Here is an 18,643-nt window from a genome sequence, read left to right as displayed (position 1 = left end):
TTTTACTATCTGTCCTTGGGAAATTTGATCCTTTAAACTAAGCAGAACTTTAATCTAAAGCAAAATATTCAGGAAGATGATAACCTTAAACTTCTATTACCAATTTACCCATGACTTTTCTGTCCATTATTTCCTGTAACGCCATGGGGGTTTCCTTCAATTCATAAGTCTTATGGATATGGGGTTTTATCCTGCCCTCATCATACCATTTCATCAACGTCCTTGTGTTCTCCATATTTACTTTTGGGTTTCTCATGGCAAAATCGCCCCAAAATACCCCAACAATAGAAGCAGTCTTAAGCAAAGGCAGGTTTAAAGGCATTTTTGGAATAGTACCGGTAGCAAATCCTACTACCAAATATCTCCCCTCCCATGCAATTCCCCTGAATGCAGCCTCAGAATATTCCCCTCCAACAGGATCGTATATAACATCTACCCCTTTGTTCTCCGTCAATTTTTTTATTTCAGACTTCAAATCTTCTTTGGAATAGTTGATGGTTTGATCAGCACCATATTCCCTGCATAATTGCAATTTTTCTTCTGTGGATGCTGCTGCAATAACCTTGGCCCCCATTAATTTACCTAATTCCACCGCTGCCAAACCAACACCTCCTGAGGCGCCAAGCACAAGTAATGTCTCGCCTTTTGCCAGCTTCGCCCTGTCTTTCAGCGCATGATATGAGGTCCCATATGCCACCATAAAAGAAGCCGCAATTGGGAAATCCATTTTTTTTGATTTCAGGAAACACGTATTGGATGGCACCACTACTTCCTCTGCAAAACCTCCGCTAAAGACAAATCCGAATACTTCATCACCAACCGCCAGGTGTTTTACCTTATCGCCAATCTCTTTTACGACCCCGGCAATATCGCTGCCCGGAGTGAAAGGAAGCTCTGGCTTAAACTGGTATAAACCCTGGATAATTAATGTGTCAGGAAAATTTATTCCACAGGCTTTTACTTGCACCACCACCTCTTTTGCTTTGGGTTTTAAACCAGGCATTTCTTCTAAAACCAGAGCAGATGGCGGTCCGAATTCTTTACATCGTATGGCCTTCATCTTCTACTACTTTTAGCACCAGTTTGCCTAATTTTTCACCTGTAAATAACCTTTTATAGGTTTGCGGAAAGTTCTCAATTCCCTCATATATATCTTCTTTGCCTTTCAATTTTCCCTCTGCCAGCCACGCACCCATGGCCTTTGCAGCTTCACCATACCTTTTGGCATAATCAAATACCACCATTCCCTGCATTGTAGCACGGTTTACCAGGAGTGAAAGGTAATTACTGGGTCCTTTTATGGCCGTTTTATTGTTGTATTGCGAAATGGCTCCACATATCACTATTCGGGCATGCATTCTAAGTTTACTCAGGGCAATATCAAGAATTTCACCACCTACGTTGTCAAAATAAACATCCAGGCCTTTTGGACATTCTTCCTTCAACCTGGTTGCAACATTCTCGTTCTTATAATCAATAGCAGCGTCAAAACCCAACTCCTCTAAAATATATTTACATTTCTCCTTACCCCCGGCAATGCCGACGACCCGGCATCCTTTAATTTTAGCAATTTGACCTACGATGCTTCCCACCGCTCCTGCTGCTCCTGAAACAACCACAATATCACCTTCTTTTATTTTCCCTACCTCAAGAATACCAAAATAGGCTGTCATGCCTGTCATTCCCAAGGTGCTTAAATATGTTGGGAGCGGAGCTAGTTTAGGGTCTATAATACGCAAATCCTTTCCATCTGAAATTGCATATTGCTGAACACCCCCAAATCCGGCTACATAGTCCCCTACTTTAAAGTTGGGATTTTTATTAACTGCCACCACCTCACCAACAGCACCCGAGCGCATAACCGATCCAATAGCCATTGGTTCTATATAGGATTTGGAATCATTCATCCACCCCCGCATAGCCGGGTCAAGGGAAACATAATGTTGTTTCACCAGAATTTCCCCTTCCTGCAATTCAGGAATAGGATTGGTCTCTAATGACCAGGTTGAAGCATCTGCCTCACCTATGGGTCTCTTTACAAATTTCAATTGTTTGTTCATATTTTTCATTTCGGTTTTATCCTTTCTTTTTATTTGAGAAACTCTTTACGTATGCTTCCATTTTGGTTCGAATTTCAGGTTTCCACCATAAAGTTGACGCTTCTTTGAGGGAATTTTTAGCATTTAAATCAAGTTTGCTGAGTAAATCTTTGCGAAGTTTACTTTTAGTATTAACAAGTATCTCCTGATCTGCTTGCAAATACTGCTGCATCCTGGCTTCGGCCTTTGGCAATACCTGCTCCAAAGGAACCAATTCATCCACTAAACCGGCAGACAGGGCTTCTTTTCCATTAAGCAGCTTCCCTTCCATAATATATCTGCTAGCCAAACCCTGACCTATCCAAAAGGCATAGGTTTCTACGAGGTTCTGAGAAATTTGAATATTTACAGCAACCTCATTCAGTCCAATAATATATTGTTCCCCATCTGCCATAATTCGGTTATCACTTGCCACTGCAAGCACGCAGCCTCCCGCCGGGGAATGACCTGTAATAGCCGATATGACAGGTTTGGTGATATGCATGAGTTCTATAAAGAGCGCACCGAAAACATGAAAAAAGTCCTGGATCTGTTTTTTGTCGTACTGAAATAATTCAATTAAATCCAGGCCTGCGGAAAAATAGTGTGGCTGTCCGGTAAGTATTGCGCCTTTAACTTCTTTGTCATTTTCAATATCCCGGAAGGCTTCCCTAAGCTCCTGAACCATCTCGTAATTAATGGCATTTACCTTACCACGGTTCATCTGAACAACGGTATACCCCGCTTTCTTTATAATCTTTATTGTATTCATTAGGGTAGTCTTTTTGATTTGTTTACCTATTAAGTTGTCTTAATTATGCTATAATAATGATGTGCCTCCATCCAATGTTAAGGTTTGGCCGGTCATATATTTTGAGTTATCTGATGCAAGCCATGCTACCGCTTCTGCAATTTCAGTTGCCTCGCCAAACCTATCCATAGGAATCAGTCTTTTAAGGGTTTCTCGCATATCGGGCCTGCTGGCCAGCAGTTTGTCTAAAAGCGCTGACTCCGTATACCCCGGGCATACCGCATTGATTCTGATATTCTTACGACCGTATTCCAGAGCAGCCGATTTGGTCATACCTACAACCGCATACTTACTTGCACTATAAGAGAGGTTGTAGCCTGAGGGTTTTAAACCGGCCAGTGAAGCGATATTTACAATGTTTCCATGTCCCTGCTTCATCATTTGCTGCAAAGCCACTTTCATGCAATAGAAAACCCCCGTCTGATTCACGGCAATAACATTGTCCCAATCGGCAAGGGTATGCTCAGCGGTCCTTTTTTGATTTTCACCGCCTATACCGGCATTATTAACCAGGACGTCTATCTTACCATGATCCTTAACGGTATGGGCTATTAACAACTCTACTTCTTCAAACTTAGAGACATCTGCCTTGAACGCAAATGCTTTGCCTCCAGATATTTTAATTTGATCAGCCACCTTTTGGGCGCTATCAATATTGATATCAGATATAATGACTAATGCCTTATGTTTAGCCAACAAAGAAGCCGATGCGGCTCCTATTCCACTTCCTGCTCCTGTAATGATTACAATTTTATTTTCTAATTGCATATCGCTTTAATTAATTAAACAAAACGCCTAAACATTATTTGGTATGCGATCTACAATATATCAATCGCGAATCCTGTAGGGAGCGTTCCCTTAATTTTGCCGGATAGTCCTCTGCGCTAACCATTTTAAAAAATTCACCCTGGTTTTTATATTTTACCAATAGCATATCATCCCATAAAGTTTCATCTTCCGGACCTATAAGCATTAGATGTGGTCTGCCAAAAAAGATAATTTCCGCATCTATCTTTTCAAAAAAAGGTTTGGCCGCTTTCATATACTGTTTATAGGAAGCCTCACCCGTCAATCCGGTTTCTTCCACCTTGTCTTTATATTTTAGAAGGTTAAGCATCACCACCTCCTGATCTTCCGGCACTTCCCGAAGTGCATTTAATTGTTCCTTATTCACTTCTATAAAAAATTTATTTTCCTCACCAATACTTATTAAAAATCATAACCATTAATATATCCCGTCAATCTTGTCCTTCTGAATGGCGTTCCACGCCGTATTACAACATAAGGCGGAAACTTTATTCAGATTCGCGAAACGGGGATCTGACGTATGTCCGTGCTTAAATCTATAATATATCTGTTGGGCGATTACCGCAATTTTAAAAAGTCCATACGCAAAATAGAAGGTGAGATTATTTATATCCCTGCCACTTTTGAGCGCATATTGCTGTACGATTTCTGTGCGTGAAGGATTGCCTGCCATAGTTGTTGGAGACGGAAGTCCTTGTTGCAAAAAATCAGCATCTGAAGCTGTGGTCCAATATCCAAGGGAAGTCCCCAAATCCATCAATGGATCACCTAAAGTGCACATTTCCCAATCCAGGATGGCGGCTATTTTTTTCCATTGGTCATCAACAAATACCACATTATCGTACTTATAGTCATTGTGGATAAGGCTGAACTCATAGTTTTCAGGTTGATTTTTTTCCATCCATGACATTACCTTTTGGGCAGAGGGAACTTCTTCTGTTGCCGCAGCAAGATACTGCCTGCCCCAGTTATTAACTTGTCGCTCAACATAGCCTTCCGGATTTCCCAGCGATTCAAGTCCGGCAGCCTTATAGTCTACATTATGCAGTTCAACAAAGGTATCCAACCAGGTATCTGCTATCGTTTTAAATGCATCAGGAGCCAGTTGGCGCTCTTTGGCCTCATTGGCAGTCAGAATTATTCCGTCAACTTTATTCATGATATAAAAAGGGGCTCCTAATATCTCCACATCTTCTGAAAACGCATAAGGTTCAGGGGTTTTATCGAATACTTTATGAAGATTGTTTAGCACCTTAAATTCCCTACCCATATTATGACCGCGTTTTGGCGCCGCAAACGGCGGACGGCGAAGAACGTATTCCTTTTCCTCTATTTTTAAGAGATAAGTGAGATTGGAATAACCATTATAAAATTGTCTGATGATCAAATCACTTTTTTCATCATTGATCAAATTGCATTCCAACAGGAACTTTTTCAAGTTCTTCTCATGAAGCTCTTCTCCTTTTCTCACAGTTTTGGTCAGTTCCTTTTCCCGCATCGCCAGACTTATGTGTATTTTTTTATTGTGTTTTTTCCCAATTGACTTAAGTGAACCTCATCCGGGCCATCGGCCAGCCTCAAGGTCCTGGCAGAGGCATAAAAATGCGCCAATGGGGTATCTCCACAAACACCCTTTCCCCCCATTATCTGAATGGCCCTATCAATCACTTTTAAGGCCATATTTGGAGCTACTATCTTAATCATGGCGATCAGGTCTTTTGCCTCCTTGTTTCCAACCTTATCCATTTTATCTGCTGCTGAGAGAACCAGCAGACGTGTTTGTTCTATTTCACAACGAGAATGTGCAATTTCCTGACGAATACTGCTATAGGTATCTAAAGTTCTGCCAAACGGACTTCGTTCAGAGGCCCTTTGAGACATTAACTCCAGGGAACGTTGCGCCATTCCTATTAAGCGCATGCAATGGTGTATTCTTCCGGGACCCAAACGGCCCTGGGCTATTTCAAATCCTCTGCCTTCACCTAGAATAAGATTGCTCTTTGGTACACGTACTTTGTTTAATACAATTTCTGCATGTCCTTCCGGAGTATCATGGTATCCAAAAACACTAAGAGGTCTTATAACTTCAAGGCCGGGAGCATCCATCGGAATCAAAATCATACTGTGTTGCAGGTGGCGGGGTGCATCAAAACTGGTCTTACCCATTACTATGGTGATCCTGCAATTGGGGTCCATGGCGCCTGAAGACCACCATTTTTTGCCTGTTACTACATATTCATCTCCATCGGCTACAATAGACGTCTCAATATTTGTGGCATCGGAAGAAGCCACGTCTGGTTCTGTCATCAAAAATGAAGATCTTATTTCGCCCTGCATTAAAGGCTGCAACCATGTTTCCTTCTGTTCAGAAGTCCCGTATTTCGCCAAGACCTCCATATTACCCGTATCGGGGGGACTGCAATTAAATACTTCTGAAGACCATAGTATCCTTCCCATGATCTCGGCCAATGGGGCATATTCCAAATTTGTCAATCCCGGACTTAAGGCTCTATAACCCACGGGTAAAAACAAATTCCAAAGTCCCTGAGCTTTGGCTTTTTCTTTCAATGCCTCAAGGCCCGGCCATTTTTTCCAAATATTGGCTGGGTCCCTATGAAAAGTTTCCACTTCCTTCTGTACAGGTATTAAATGCGTAGCTATAAATAGCTTAAGTTTTTCCTGGAAAGCAACGGATTTTTCGCTGTATTCAAAATTCATAGTTTTAATTTTAATCAGTAATCAAACTTTAACCGGAAATTAAATACCCTCCGTCTGCTACATATACGCCACCGGTCATATAAGATCCTGCATCAGATGCCAGCAACATGACCATACCGGCCATTTCATCGGGAGCAGCTATCCGACCCAGCGGTAAAGCCTTCGTTAATCCGGCAACCAATTTGTCATTTGTCCATAATCCTTCGCTAAATTTGGTCTTGATCAGGCCAGGACAAAGTACGTTTGCCCGAACCCCATAGCGGCCCCATTCTTTAGCCTGATTCTTCGTTAGCATTATCAAAGCAGATTTGGTGGCGCTGTACAATCCTAATCCAAATCCTGGGGTTATTCCTTCAACCGATGAAATATTAATGATACTGCCACTACCCTTTTCCTTCATGTGAGGCAGGACCAGATTAGAAAGAATCCAGGGCGCCTTCACATTCACATTCATTATCTTGTCAAAGACGGCTTCGTCTGAGCCCTCCAGTGGCCCATAATACGGGTTTATGGCTGCATTGTTCACTAAGATGTCTATGCCTCCAAAATGCTCTATAGTCTTGGCGATAAGTGTTTTACGTTGTTCAGAATCGCCAATATGGCATTGTATTCCAATCGCCTCAAAGCCGTCTTCCTTAAATTCAGTGGCAACTTCGTCAACTGCAGCCTGTTTCCGACTGCTAACTACCACTTTGGCGCCACTTTCAGCCAGCCCCCTGGCAATAGACTTTCCTATTCCTTTACTTGATCCGGTGACAATAGCGACTTTACCACTCAGGTCAAATTTAGATTTTATACTACCCATCGTTTATTTTAGCTTATTTTATTCAAATTGGTATTTCTTCGACCCTTAATGCCTATTGACTTCCTTTAGGTAAACAACTGATTTTCATTAGCTGTAGTCAACACATTTTTATCCATTAAAACTTCAGCCAATGCCTTTGTTTTGGGAATTTCATATTTAAAATAAAATTTCATTGCAGAGATCTTACTTTCATAGAATGCAGAAGAATATTTGGTATCATTCAAAACCATAGCATTTTGAGATTTAACAGCAATTTCCAACCACAACCAGCCTACCACAATATTTCCAAAAAATTCCATGAAAACTGTGGCATCTGATAAAAACCGTTCATAATCTCCTTTTTTAGCAAATTGCATTAGAAATTGAAGCACTTCCTGAGCCAGTTTTAGTGTTTCACCCAGTTTTTGGGCATAGGGTTTCAGATCTTCGATTTTAGAAGCATCCTGTATACTATTCATGATTTCATCAGACAACAACTTAACACCTTTGCCATTATTCATGGTCATCTTTCTTCCCAGGAGATCCAATGATTGAATACCTGTAGTTCCTTCGTAAATTGAAAAAATTCGGATGTCTCTATAATATTGTTGCAGGATAAAATCTGAACAAAACCCATAACCTCCAAGAACCTGAAGGCCATTACTTACAGAGAGCAAACCCATCTCCGAAGGATAGGTTTTAGCAATTGGCGTAAGCATTTCAAGTAAATAGGAGTATTTTTCCCTTTCTTCCGGATCTGAATGAGTCTGAGACAAATCATGGTATTTAGAGGAAAGTAATATCAAGCTCAATGAACCTTCTGCGACAACTTTTTGCAGCATAAGCATTCGTTTTACATCCGGGTGATTTATTATAAGGGTTTGTTCCTGACTCACGTCTTTCTTACCTGTATTCGTCAGCTTGCGGCCTTGAGGCCTTTCTCTTGCATAAGACAAAGATGCCTGAAAAGCGGCCATGCTTATGGCAGCGGCGCCACGTCCTACAGCAATCCGAGCGCCGTTCATCATCATGAACATATATTTTAATCCTTGATTGGGTTCCCCAACAAGCCACCCCTTACAATCGTCATTATGTCCAAAGAAAAGATGCGTCGTACAATAACCTTTTTGACCCATTTTTTCAAAATCAGCAAAAGTAGTCACATCATTAGAAACAAGTTCACCATTGGCTGATTCCCTGTTTTTAGGAACAACAAATAAAGAAATTCCCTTTGTGCCGGCGGGAGCGCCTTTAATTCGGGCCAATAATAAGTGAACAATATTTTCAGCGCCTTTATAATCTCCCCCTGATATAAATATTTTCTGCCCTGAAATGTTATAGCCGTCTTCGGTCGGTTCAGCTGAAGTCACAATATCAGATAAAGAACTTCCTGCCTGGGGTTCAGTAAGACACATGGTTCCAGTCCAATCGCCTGTAAGCATTTTTGGAACGAATTTATCATTAAGCTCTTTACTGCCAAATTTTTCAATCAACTCTGCTGCCCCAAGGGTCAATCCAATGTAACCCGGTAAATGATTATTAGCTGTTTCCTGGATATAAGCCGAGGCAGTAACCACCATACCCGGTAACTGCATCCCACCGATTTCATAGTCAAACAGTCCGGAAACAAGTCCCATTTCCCCACCTTTTTTGATGTAATTTTTTACCTGCGGATGGACAATTATTTCTCCATCTTCAAAACGGGCAGGCTGTTCGTCCATTTCACGAAAAAATGGGAACATCTCCCTGTCTGAAAAATCCTTGACCGCATTTATAAAAAGGCCTATGGATTCCTGATCATAGTCCTTAAAACGACTCTGATCTAAAACATTTTGAAGATCGTGTACTTCGTAAAGTAAAAATTTAAGGGTATCTAAATCTAAATATTGACTTGCCATAGGAAATTGAATTTACATGCATAACAGAACAATTATCAGCCAGGAAAATTGCCAGTAGTAATCAGCCTCAATATAATCAATTAGAATGACATTCGCGGGTAAATAATGGTGCTGAAACCAGGTTGCTTTCTTTTAAACCATACTCCTGGAAGCAGGCTAGAGCCTAATCGGGAACTTTACCAGTTTCATTTAAAATACCATCCATTTTTAAATGTGTAATTATTGGTTTTTGTGCCATTCTCACCAGGGTTACATGATCAAAAGCAAGAGAATCACCCAACTCCTGGCTTCCACCGGTGGTACCCAGGATCATATAATCCATTTTGTTTCTTATCCTGTGTGAAAAGGAATGCAAGTGACCGTTAATTACGGTATAATTTCGATTAGATAAAACTGTTTCCAATTGCCCCAAACCTTTATCATCTTCTCTCCTCCAAAGTGGCTTGTGCATTAAAACAAAAGTCCATTTTACGCTGGGATATTGATTGAGGACATTCTTAAAATAGAGCAATTGATCCTCACTCATACCTCCAAGTCGACGCTCGGGCATATTGAAATATTCAGACTCTTCATAAACTCCCTCAATATCACCCTTTATAATTTTAAGGGCTTCAGCCCGTGCATGATAAATCTCTAACATCCGTTTTTCAGTATAGTCCTCAGAGTCCATCATTAGAAATAAAACATCTTCGTATACGAAATGATAATAACGTGGCCCAAATCTATTTTTCCAGAATTCCCTCATCCTTGGATTGGTCAGATCGTGGTTCCCCCCTAAATAAAAAAAAGGCATATTTAGTTTTGACGTTCGGGTATCAAAAGAATCCCACTCTTTGGCCAGTTGTAAAGAGTCTTCGGTGCCTCCATCAATTAAATCGCCCACACTAAGCACAAAAGTAGGATCCAATCTGTTTAATTGGGATACAGCTGTACTGTAAACCCCTTCCCGTTCACCTCCATTTAAATCTGAGATGATTGCAAATGTAAAATCCTCCTCCCCTAATTCAAACGATTCACTGGTCCACGGGGTTGGCCCCATTTTAATATCATGTTGAAATTTTGGCGTGGGTTCCTGATTCGTTTTACAGTTTACCAGGAACAAACCCAGGAGGATTAAAAATAATCTATAAGATTTCATAGTAATTAATATTCTTCTTTATAAGCATTACAAAGGTGGATAATGCCCGATTGATTAATCTAATTTTCTAATTTTTATTTCCCTGAATTCGATGCCCTGTCCTTCAGATTGCAGTCCTATGTACCCTTCTTTTAGTAGTTTACCATCAATTTTGATAGCAGGGTCAAATCCGTCTGCCACCCCTCCTCCTATTTGAGGCTTGCTATACCGCAATACTTCTTCACCATCGACAATATGTATCACAAGGGAATCTCCGTAAACCATTAATTCTCCGCTTACCCACTGGTCCCATTTATATGTTTTGGATGAAGAATTGATACAATGTCTTGGATCAATTTTAGTATTATACAGTACATCTGTTCCCGGTGAGCACATATTACCAGTTGGGCGCGGAACACCATTCCCTTCATCGGCTAATATTTGGTATTCCACAGAAACAGGCCAGTTCTGCTCTTTTAAAATGGTTTTGGGATCCTGAGAATGAAACATAACACCACTATTCCTATAGGTATAAACAGGAGCATCCTTTAGCCATTGGTCTGTAAATTTATACTCAAATTTCAAGTGATACGACGAGAATGATTCATTATAAAACAAATGGGCAAATCGTTCATCAAATACTTCATAATCATCATAGTTAATTTGAATTTTCCCATCGCTTACCCGAAAAGTATTTGCATAGTTATCACCCAATTCATGGTGATGCACTTTAACTACCCAACCCTCCAGGTTCTTTCCATTAAAAAGGTAGTACCAATCTCCTGAGGCCTTGCCGCCCTTTGCAGTGTTTACAACCACACAAGATATGGTACTTAAAATAGCCGCAATGAACAGTATTGATTTTAATTTTTTCATCTTCGATTAATTTTACTCCTCAGGAATAGGTTCCATGCATTGTACCCATACATCCATTTGGATTAAGAACCAAACAGCATCCGTTTTTTAGTCCTGATAGGCTCCGGAAGAATACGTTAATTCATAACTATGGGTATATATCTCGAATACTACGCCAAAAGGATCTTCCACATAAACCATTTTGTATGGCTTTTCATTTGGGTAGTACTCTCGAATTGGCATACGCTGTTTTCCACCGTATTCAACAATTTTATTTGTTAAAGCCTCTATTTCCGGGTCCTGGACACAAAAATGAAAAAGTCCTGTCCTAAAAGGGGAAAATTCCGGTTTCTTGTTACCCATATCAGGAAATGAAAACAACTCAATTCCTATCCCATCTGAAGTAGACAAGTGTGCAATATCAAAAGTTTCCCAATGCTCTCCAAAAACATCTATACACATTTGGCCAATAGCAGTATCTCTTTCTTTTGTGACTTTTGAAGGTGGCATGATAACATACCAGCCCATTACTTCCTCATAGAACTCAACCGCCTTTTTAATATCCGGTACCGTAATACCAATATGTGAAAATGACCTGGGATAATTACTTTTATTCATAATTCAAGGGTATAAGATAAAATTATATGCACTGTTTAAAATACATTTATCCAAATCTAATAGTTTTTCTGCTATTCAATTATTATTATTTACTGCTGCGCGCATAATATAAAACCGCTATTCCTATTGGTTGCGCTATTCCAATTACAAAAACTAATCTATTATCATCAAAAACATTTACTTTTGAATAATTACAAAAAATAGTAAAGTGATGAAAAAGATCAAGGTTTTAATACCCCTAATTGTCTTTATGTTTATTTTTCAGGCTTGCTCATCAGACGATAATGCACCTGTTGTGGATAACAATGATGCTGTTGTGGGTACCTGGGATTTGGCCGAACTAAATATTAATCCACCTCAGGATATTAACGGAGATGGGAATTCGACTTCGAATATTTTGACAGAATTACCCTGCGCGACAGGAACACTAGAAATAAATAGTGACGGTACCTGGAGTTCTACTGTTGTTAATTTAGAAATTACTACCATAACAGGCGGGCTTTTCGATATTAGGTGCAGTAATACAAGTAATAACTCTTCAGGAGTCTGGCAATTTCAAAATTCGCAACTGTCCTTATTTTTAAATAGCACCTTGTTTTTATATAACTTTAATGATAATAGGTTAACCAATACTACTAACGAGGACCTGCCGGGTTTTATGAGCGAAGTTTACGAAAAACAATAATCCAATCTGTCTTCTTTCTAAATGATTAAAGGCGTAAGGCATGTCTTATAAGTCGTTTCGGTGTAATTTATATTTCAAAAATCCGACAATTATTGAGTTATATTTATTTTAAATAAAGGAAATGGAGTATCTGCTTAAACCCTGGCCCTGGTATGTTTCGGGCCCTTTAATAACACTAATAATGTTATTGCTGATTTATTTCGGCAAAACATTTGGCATGTCAACTACCCTGAGAACCCTATGCAGTATTGGTGGTGCCGGAAAATATTCAGATTTCTTCCGCTTCGACTGGAAAGCGTATCGTTGGAACCTTATTGTAGTTCTGGGTGCTATTATTGGCGGCTATATAGCTGTTAATTTTCTGTCTGATGGTTCCGCCATCGCCCTAAATTCTCAAACCGTTGCAGATCTTAGTCAACTTGGATTTGTCAATGCAGGTGAAGCACTTTTACCTGCTGAAATCTATGCATGGGATAATGTTTTAACCGTTAAAGGCATGGCCATTCTTATTATTGCAGGTTTCCTGGTTGGTTTTGGAACACGCTACGCTGGTGGTTGTACTTCGGGCCATGCTATTACAGGGCTCAGTAATCTTCAATGGCCTTCACTAGTTGCAGTGGTTGGTTTTTTTATAGGGGGTTTAATAATGACCCATTTTCTTTTACCCATAATATTCGGACAATGAAAGTTATAAAATTCTTTTTAGTAGGCATTTTCTTTGGGATTGTCCTCGTAAAATCTGAGGCCGTTTCCTGGTACAGGATTTATGAAATGTTTAAATTTCAGTCGTTTCATATGTACGGTATCATTGGTTCTGCCGTTTTTTTGGGCGCTTTATTTGTTTGGTTATTTAAAGTATTTGGCGTGAAAAATATTGAAGGGAATCAAATATATCTGATTCCAAAAGACAGTGGCTTTATTCGTTATATTGTAGGTGGCACTGTTTTCGGTTTGGGTTGGGCACTTGCAGGTGCATGCCCCGGGCCTTTGTATGTGCTGTTTGGCACGGGGGTAATAAGTATGCTGATTGTTATTGCAGCGGCTGTATTTGGAACATTTGTTTACGGTGTACTAAAAAACAAACTTCCTCATTAATTAATGCGGCTGTTTAAATTCATTATCCCATTATCACTTCCACAGAATGTTCCTTACCCTTTTCCAGAATGGGAACAATATTTGAATTAATGGCTGTGCCATTTACCAGTATCTTTTTTATCCCTTTACTTATATGATCCGGGTTCTTAACATGGATATTATATATAACATCCCTAAACACCCTTTTCATCTTAAACCCATCCCATTTAGAGGGGATACAGGGGTTAATGGCCAAGCCGTCGTATTCAGGGCTGATCCCCAAAATATGCTGCGTAATTGCATAGAAGTTCCAGGAGGCCGTACCTGACAGCCATGAATTTTTTGCCTCCCCCGGCTTATGTGCTTCTTTCCCCGCAATCATCTGGCAATAGACATAGGGCTCCACTTTGTGCAGTTCCGACAAATCTTCCAGGAAACTAGGTGCTATTTTTGTGTAATAATGATAGGCCTGCTCGCCACGCCCCAGCATTGTTTCTCCAATCATAATCCAGGGGTTGTTATGGCAAAAGATACCCCCATTTTCCTTATAGCCCGCCGGATAAGTTGAAATCTCACCGTACTCTATATAATACTTTGTAAAGGCCGGGTAATTTAGCACTATCCCATAGTCGCAATCCAAATATTCCTTAACGGCGTTTAATGATTTTTCTACCATGCCATCTTCTTTACCAATTTCGGCCATAGTACACCAACCCTGAGATTCAATAAAAATCTTTCCTTCTTCATTTTCTGAAGATCCAATTTTTTTACCAAAATGATCGTATGCACGCAAGTACCATTCCCCATCCCAGCCGTGTTCTTTTACTGCTTCAACCATTGCATCTACATGTAACTGGGCCTCTTCTGCCTCTTTTTCTTTCCCAATCTGCTTACACAGCTTTACATATTCTTTTCCGTATACCACAAAAAGTCCGGCAATCATCAAAGATTCTGCAGTTCCGCCCTTTTGGTTCTCGGTGGTTTGAAAAGACTCGTTGGGATCCTCGGAGAAGCAGTTTAAATTAAGGCAGTCATTCCAATCTGCCCTTCCAATCAGAGGGAGTTTATGCGGGCCTAAATTATGTACCACATGGTAAAAAGAAGCCTTTAAGTGTTCAAAGTGCGATTTTGCCCGACTTGCATCATTATCAAAAGGCACCATTTCATCCAATAGGGAAAAGTCGCCTGTTTCTTTTATATAAGCCGTAGTAGAGAGAATTAACCAAAGGGGATCATCATTAAAGTTTCCACCCACAGCAGCATTGCCTTTTTTAGTGAGTGGCTGATACTGATGATAACAGGAACCATCTTCAAATTGGGTAGAGGCAATGTCATAAATACGTTCCCTTGCCCTTTCAGGAATTTGATGTACAAAACCAATAAGATCCTGATTGGAATCGCGGAACCCCATGCCTCGACCAATGCCAGATTCAAAGAAGGATGCCGAGCGAGACATATTAAAGGTGACCATACACTGGTATTGATTCCAGATATTTACCATCCTGTCTAAACGGGGGTCTTCAGATTCAATGGAGATCTTACCCAGAAGATTATCCCAGTAGGTTCTTAACTCTTCAAGGGCTTTATTTACTTTTTCAGAAGTGTCATAGGCAGAGATCATGTCTTGCGCAGGTTGTTTGTTAATGACCGACTTGCTTTCCCATTTATTACCTTTCTCCACCTCCACATAACCCAGCATAAATATCAATTCTTTTTCCTCTCCGGGTTTGAGTTCCATTTCCATATAATGTGAGGCAATTGGGGACCAGCCATGGGCAACAGAGTTTCTTGACTGTCCTTCACCCACAACATCCGGGGAATCTAAACCATTGTAAAGACCAATAAAGGTTTCCCTGTCTGTATCATAACCATCAATGGGGCTGTTTACTGAATAAAAAGCATAATGATTACGGCGTTCTTTAAACTCTGTCTTATGGTAAATTACGGAGTCCTTTACTTCTACTTCTCCGGTGGAAAAGTTCCGCTGAAAATTAGTCATATCATCCTCAGCATTCCACAGACACCATTCAATAAAAGAAAACAACTTTATTTTTTTATTGTCGGAGGAAGCATTCTTTAGGCTTACTTTCTGAATTTCCCCCCAGAATCCAAGTGGGATAAATTGCAGTACTTCTACCTCCAGTTTATTTTTAGAACCCTTGAATTTGGTATAGCTCATACCATGGCGGCATTCATATTGGTCCAATTCGGTTTTGACGGGTTTCCAGCCGGGAGACCAGGTAGTATCTCCATCTTTGATATAAAAATATTTACCACCATTATCTACAGGAATATTATTATATCTGTAACGGGTTAACCTTCGGAATTTTGCGTCTTTATAAAAAGTATACCCCCCACCGGTATTGGAGGTAAGAGAGAAGAAATCCTCATTCCCCAGGTAATTGATCCAGGGATAGGGCGTCTTAGGATTTGTAATTACATATTCCCTGTTTTCGTCATCAAAATAGCCGTATTTCATAGTGGTTTCCATTAATCTGATAGCCCCGGAAATGCGTTTTTTACCAGGGCTAAATACAGATTAAAAGTAAACAAATGCTTTTAGAAATTTTGAGCAAATTTTAGCTTTTACTAAGCTAAAAACGTCTTGAAAGATGAGCGCTCAGGGCAAACGCTATCTGGTTTTAAAAATACAAACCAGCTGAAATTATTTAAATCGTATACCAGGTATTGGTGCGACTTATCCGGATAACTTACGGGACCACAATTAATTATTGCTAATGTTAGCCTTTCGATATTTTGGTCTTTAACATTATATTTCCCGAGAAAATTTGTTGCAAGCAATTACTTTGATCATCTAAAAACTCTTCAATTTCTTCAATAAATACCTTTTTTTGTTGTTGACGATTTATTGTTAGATGAATAATTAAAGCGTCCGGATCTGGATTAAACCCAGTTGTAATAGTCCAGGTTAATGCATTAGGACATTCTACCAATGCAAAGCGCAGTCCTCCTCTAATTAAATTTCTGGTTAAAGTGAATTCTCCCCAAATACCCCCAATATTGGCTTCAGTTTTATTTTGATCACCAATAACAAAAATCTCATTGCTCATCAATTCCAGATTTTCTATAGTTAATGTATCCTGTATGTCTTTGACTTGGGTTTTTATTTTGATAATTCGGAAAAACTCCATATTAAAATTTATTGTTTCTGATGCTTTGCCAACTAAGTAAGATTGTATCTTAATTAAGGTTAACGATGGAATATCGTTATTGATGAACTCCACTCATATAACTAAGATAATGTATTTAGAGGATACCCAAGATAATTCGTGGTTCCAAGTTATATTGTAGTTTATGCTTTTTAGGTTACCCTGGTACTGAATCACAACTATTGATTTTGGTGGTGGTTGGGAAAAGGCACGAGCGAGATACTCGCGCCCGCGATGCAAAGTCCGGGTAAAACGATATTGAGTATGTAGCCATTGATATTATACTAAAATGTAAAAATATTACCCTTCTAAATCACTATATAAAATGGAATCCTGTCCAAACAAAAAAGCACGAATTACTGTTGATTTCGATCATATTAGCCATATAGGAAATGACGTAAATTAGTGCTAATTTTAAAGGAGTTTAGCACTTTATAACCTAAGGAAGAAAAATGAAAACAAAAGTTATCAATCAAAGTGGTAGGACTATGTTCATTTTTCTGATACTGTTGACTGGCATGTTTTCCTGTCAGGATAATAAGACTGATAAGTCCTCTAAAACAGAATCCATGGAGTCTTTGGCCGAACCCGAATTTAATGCTTCGGATGAGATACTTGGACTCAGTGAAAAATGGACGGGCGACCTGGATGGTATGATTGAACGTGGACGCATCCGGGCCCTGGTACCCTATAACCGTACCAGCTATTTTATAGACGGCATGAAACGGAGTGGGATTACCTATGAGGCGCTCAATCTGTTTGAACAGAAGTTCAACGAAAAGTTGGAAAAAAAATCAGGGAACCCCGGATATGTTCAGGTGATTTTCATCCCGATGACGCGTGACCGAATATTACCGTCCTTGCAGGAAGGATATGGGGATATCGCCGCAGCAAATCTTGTGATTACAGATAATCGCAAAGATTTGATTGATTTTTCCGTACCTCTTCTCAGTAACTGGAACGAACTTGTTGTTTCGGGCCCTGAGGTACCGCCCCTGTCAAACCTGGAAGATTTGTTGGGAGATACAGTACATGTGCGTCGTTCAAGCAGTTATTTCGAACATTTGGTAATGCTAAATGATTCGCTTCGTACCGCAGGAAAACCGATAATCCACATAGAGCCCATAGACGAGTTTCTGGAAGACGATGATATTCTAGAGATGGTCAATGCCGGGTTGATTCCATTGACTATTGTGAATGAGTTCACCGTGAAATTGTGGGAACCCGTTCTTAAGGATATCCGTGTTCAGCGAAATCTTATGTTAAAAACCGACGGAGAAGTGGCCTGGGCCATGCGCAAAAACAGTCCTAAGCTGAAAGCGGTCGTGGATGCCTTTGTACAGGAAAACAAACAAGGCACTCTTATGGGAAATATCTTGTTGAAACGATACCTAGACAATTTAAGTTATGCCGAAAAAGCCGGTTCCCGGGAAACCCTTAACCGATTTATCATGGTACGGGATCTGTTTGTCAAATACGGTAAGCAATACGATATTGATTGGATGCTGTTGGCGGCTCAGGGATATCAGGAATCTCAGCTCGATAATAGCAAGCAAAGTTCAGCAGGAGCAGTTGGGATAATGCAGATAAAACCCAGTACTGCTGCTGACCCGAATGTAGGGATTGACAATGTCTATGATATGGAGAACAACATTCATGCAGGTACCAAATACCTTGCCTTTATACGGGAAAGGTACTTTACAGACCCGAAAATCGATCCCTTGAATGCCATTTTGTTTAGTATGGCTGCTTACAACATGGGTCCGGCACGGATTAACGGGATTCGTAGGAAAGCCGATGCGCAGGGAGTGAATCCCAATATTTGGTTTGGGCAGATGGAGCTGCTGGTAGCGCGGGAGATAGGCCGGGAGCCGGTGCAGTATGTCAGCAACATCTACAAATATTACGCTTCTTTCAGGTCTTTGCGTCGCTATGGCGAGAAAACGGGAAAGACCGTGAAGTAGAATTTGCTTTAAAATGAAGGCTGTCAACTTCTTATATACCACCCTTCATAGCTCGTACCTCTTA

General features: G+C 40.1%; 18 protein-coding genes. 4 read left to right on the top strand and 14 right to left on the bottom strand.

Annotation, left to right across the window (positions count from 1 at the left end; genetic code table 11):
- Positions 1 to 85: 85 nt before the first annotated feature.
- The 12 genes from Q0874_RS06385 to Q0874_RS06330 all read right to left on the bottom strand — a co-directional run bounded on the left by Q0874_RS06385 (position 86) and on the right by Q0874_RS06330 (position 11,686).
- Positions 86 to 1,060, bottom strand: coding sequence for an NADPH:quinone oxidoreductase family protein (locus tag Q0874_RS06385; protein ID WP_299160815.1), 975 nt, complete (start codon positions 1,058 to 1,060; stop codon positions 86 to 88).
- On the bottom strand, positions 1,041 to 2,069 hold the full coding sequence (locus Q0874_RS06380; protein ID WP_299160812.1) for an NADP-dependent oxidoreductase: 1,029 nt from the start codon (positions 2,067 to 2,069) through the stop codon (positions 1,041 to 1,043). The genes Q0874_RS06385 and Q0874_RS06380 overlap by 20 nt, the downstream gene beginning before the upstream one ends.
- 7 nt (positions 2,070 to 2,076) lie before the next feature.
- Entirely contained in the window at positions 2,077 to 2,850 is a 774-nt protein-coding gene (locus Q0874_RS06375) for an enoyl-CoA hydratase/isomerase family protein (protein ID WP_299160810.1), read from the bottom strand.
- Positions 2,851 to 2,898: 48 nt separating this feature from the next.
- Complete coding sequence (locus Q0874_RS06370; protein ID WP_299160808.1) at positions 2,899 to 3,657, bottom strand: SDR family NAD(P)-dependent oxidoreductase; 759 nt, start codon at positions 3,655 to 3,657, stop codon at positions 2,899 to 2,901.
- Positions 3,658 to 3,691: 34 nt separating this feature from the next.
- A complete protein-coding gene (locus Q0874_RS06365; protein WP_299160805.1) occupies positions 3,692 to 4,063 on the bottom strand; it encodes a hypothetical protein in 372 nt (123 codons plus the stop codon).
- A gap of 51 nt (positions 4,064 to 4,114) precedes the next feature.
- Positions 4,115 to 5,194 (bottom strand): phosphotransferase family protein, encoded by a 1,080-nt coding sequence (locus Q0874_RS06360; protein WP_299160803.1) that lies wholly within the window; start codon positions 5,192 to 5,194, stop codon positions 4,115 to 4,117.
- A gap of 8 nt (positions 5,195 to 5,202) precedes the next feature.
- Positions 5,203 to 6,414, bottom strand: coding sequence for an acyl-CoA dehydrogenase family protein (locus Q0874_RS06355; protein ID WP_299160801.1), 1,212 nt, complete (start codon positions 6,412 to 6,414; stop codon positions 5,203 to 5,205).
- A gap of 28 nt (positions 6,415 to 6,442) precedes the next feature.
- A complete protein-coding gene (locus tag Q0874_RS06350; RefSeq protein ID WP_299160799.1) occupies positions 6,443 to 7,219 on the bottom strand; it encodes an SDR family NAD(P)-dependent oxidoreductase in 777 nt (258 codons plus the stop codon).
- A gap of 65 nt (positions 7,220 to 7,284) precedes the next feature.
- Positions 7,285 to 9,096, bottom strand: a complete 1,812-nt coding sequence (locus tag Q0874_RS06345) for an acyl-CoA dehydrogenase (protein ID WP_299160797.1) — start codon at positions 9,094 to 9,096, stop codon at positions 7,285 to 7,287.
- A gap of 163 nt (positions 9,097 to 9,259) precedes the next feature.
- Complete coding sequence (locus Q0874_RS06340; protein ID WP_299160795.1) at positions 9,260 to 10,234, bottom strand: metallophosphoesterase; 975 nt, start codon at positions 10,232 to 10,234, stop codon at positions 9,260 to 9,262.
- A gap of 54 nt (positions 10,235 to 10,288) precedes the next feature.
- Positions 10,289 to 11,089, bottom strand: coding sequence for a DUF1080 domain-containing protein (locus tag Q0874_RS06335; RefSeq protein ID WP_299160793.1), 801 nt, complete (start codon positions 11,087 to 11,089; stop codon positions 10,289 to 10,291).
- An 87-nt stretch (positions 11,090 to 11,176) separates the two neighbouring features.
- Positions 11,177 to 11,686 (bottom strand): lactoylglutathione lyase family protein, encoded by a 510-nt coding sequence (locus Q0874_RS06330; protein WP_299160792.1) that lies wholly within the window; start codon positions 11,684 to 11,686, stop codon positions 11,177 to 11,179.
- 211 nt (positions 11,687 to 11,897) lie between these two features.
- Between Q0874_RS06330 and Q0874_RS06325 the strand changes: the two genes are divergently transcribed.
- The 3 genes from Q0874_RS06325 to Q0874_RS06315 all read left to right on the top strand — a co-directional run bounded on the left by Q0874_RS06325 (position 11,898) and on the right by Q0874_RS06315 (position 13,466).
- Positions 11,898 to 12,371, top strand: a complete 474-nt coding sequence (locus tag Q0874_RS06325) for a hypothetical protein (protein WP_299160790.1) — start codon at positions 11,898 to 11,900, stop codon at positions 12,369 to 12,371.
- 121 nt (positions 12,372 to 12,492) lie between these two features.
- Positions 12,493 to 13,056: a YeeE/YedE thiosulfate transporter family protein gene (locus Q0874_RS06320; protein ID WP_299160787.1), complete on the top strand. Its 564-nt coding sequence runs from the start codon at positions 12,493 to 12,495 to the stop codon at positions 13,054 to 13,056.
- Positions 13,053 to 13,466, top strand: coding sequence for a DUF6691 family protein (locus Q0874_RS06315; RefSeq protein ID WP_299160784.1), 414 nt, complete (start codon positions 13,053 to 13,055; stop codon positions 13,464 to 13,466). The genes Q0874_RS06320 and Q0874_RS06315 overlap by 4 nt, the downstream gene beginning before the upstream one ends.
- A gap of 22 nt (positions 13,467 to 13,488) precedes the next feature.
- On the opposite strand, the gene Q0874_RS06310 is transcribed toward Q0874_RS06315, so the two are convergent.
- Positions 13,489 to 15,924 carry a glycosyl transferase gene (locus Q0874_RS06310; RefSeq protein WP_299160781.1) on the bottom strand — a complete coding sequence of 812 codons (2,436 nt, stop codon included), beginning with the start codon at positions 15,922 to 15,924 and terminating at the stop codon, positions 13,489 to 13,491.
- Positions 15,925 to 16,186: 262 nt separating this feature from the next.
- Positions 16,187 to 16,597, bottom strand: a complete 411-nt coding sequence (locus tag Q0874_RS06305) for a hypothetical protein (protein WP_299160779.1) — start codon at positions 16,595 to 16,597, stop codon at positions 16,187 to 16,189.
- A gap of 536 nt (positions 16,598 to 17,133) precedes the next feature.
- Here Q0874_RS06305 and Q0874_RS06300 point away from each other — a divergent pair.
- Positions 17,134 to 18,579, top strand: a complete 1,446-nt coding sequence (locus Q0874_RS06300; RefSeq protein ID WP_299160776.1) for a transglycosylase SLT domain-containing protein — start codon at positions 17,134 to 17,136, stop codon at positions 18,577 to 18,579.
- Positions 18,580 to 18,643: the final 64 nt, after the last annotated feature.

This window comes from uncultured Eudoraea sp., from assembly GCF_947490415.1.
Taxonomy (GTDB): Bacteria; Bacteroidota; Bacteroidia; order Flavobacteriales; family Flavobacteriaceae; genus Eudoraea.
The sequence above is the reverse complement of the archived record's forward strand: the minus strand, read 5'-3'. Positions and strand labels throughout refer to the sequence as shown.

Bases quoted from the DNA above. Each gene is read 5' to 3' on its own strand.
- Q0874_RS06375 (WP_299160810.1), bottom strand. From the start codon at position 2,850: ATGAATACAATAAAGATTATAAAGAAAGCGGGGTATACCGTTGTTCAG.
- Q0874_RS06340 (WP_299160795.1), bottom strand. From the start codon at position 10,234: ATGAAATCTTATAGATTATTTTTAATCCTCCTGGGTTTGTTCCTGGTA.
- Q0874_RS06330 (WP_299160792.1), bottom strand. From the start codon at position 11,686: ATGAATAAAAGTAATTATCCCAGGTCATTTTCACATATTGGTATTACG.
- Q0874_RS06350 (WP_299160799.1), bottom strand. From the start codon at position 7,219: ATGGGTAGTATAAAATCTAAATTTGACCTGAGTGGTAAAGTCGCTATT.
- Q0874_RS06335 (WP_299160793.1), bottom strand. From the start codon at position 11,089: ATGAAAAAATTAAAATCAATACTGTTCATTGCGGCTATTTTAAGTACC.
- Q0874_RS06325 (WP_299160790.1), top strand. From the start codon at position 11,898: ATGAAAAAGATCAAGGTTTTAATACCCCTAATTGTCTTTATGTTTATT.
- Q0874_RS06380 (WP_299160812.1), bottom strand. From the start codon at position 2,069: ATGAAAAATATGAACAAACAATTGAAATTTGTAAAGAGACCCATAGGT.
- Q0874_RS06305 (WP_299160779.1), bottom strand. From the start codon at position 16,597: ATGGAGTTTTTCCGAATTATCAAAATAAAAACCCAAGTCAAAGACATA.
- Q0874_RS06315 (WP_299160784.1), top strand. From the start codon at position 13,053: ATGAAAGTTATAAAATTCTTTTTAGTAGGCATTTTCTTTGGGATTGTC.
- Q0874_RS06310 (WP_299160781.1), bottom strand. From the start codon at position 15,924: ATGAAATACGGCTATTTTGATGACGAAAACAGGGAATATGTAATTACA.
- Q0874_RS06370 (WP_299160808.1), bottom strand. From the start codon at position 3,657: ATGCAATTAGAAAATAAAATTGTAATCATTACAGGAGCAGGAAGTGGA.
- Q0874_RS06355 (WP_299160801.1), bottom strand. From the start codon at position 6,414: ATGAATTTTGAATACAGCGAAAAATCCGTTGCTTTCCAGGAAAAACTT.
- Q0874_RS06320 (WP_299160787.1), top strand. From the start codon at position 12,493: ATGGAGTATCTGCTTAAACCCTGGCCCTGGTATGTTTCGGGCCCTTTA.
- Q0874_RS06360 (WP_299160803.1), bottom strand. From the start codon at position 5,194: ATGCGGGAAAAGGAACTGACCAAAACTGTGAGAAAAGGAGAAGAGCTT.
- Q0874_RS06300 (WP_299160776.1), top strand. From the start codon at position 17,134: ATGTTTTCCTGTCAGGATAATAAGACTGATAAGTCCTCTAAAACAGAA.
- Q0874_RS06385 (WP_299160815.1), bottom strand. From the start codon at position 1,060: ATGAAGGCCATACGATGTAAAGAATTCGGACCGCCATCTGCTCTGGTT.
- Q0874_RS06345 (WP_299160797.1), bottom strand. From the start codon at position 9,096: ATGGCAAGTCAATATTTAGATTTAGATACCCTTAAATTTTTACTTTAC.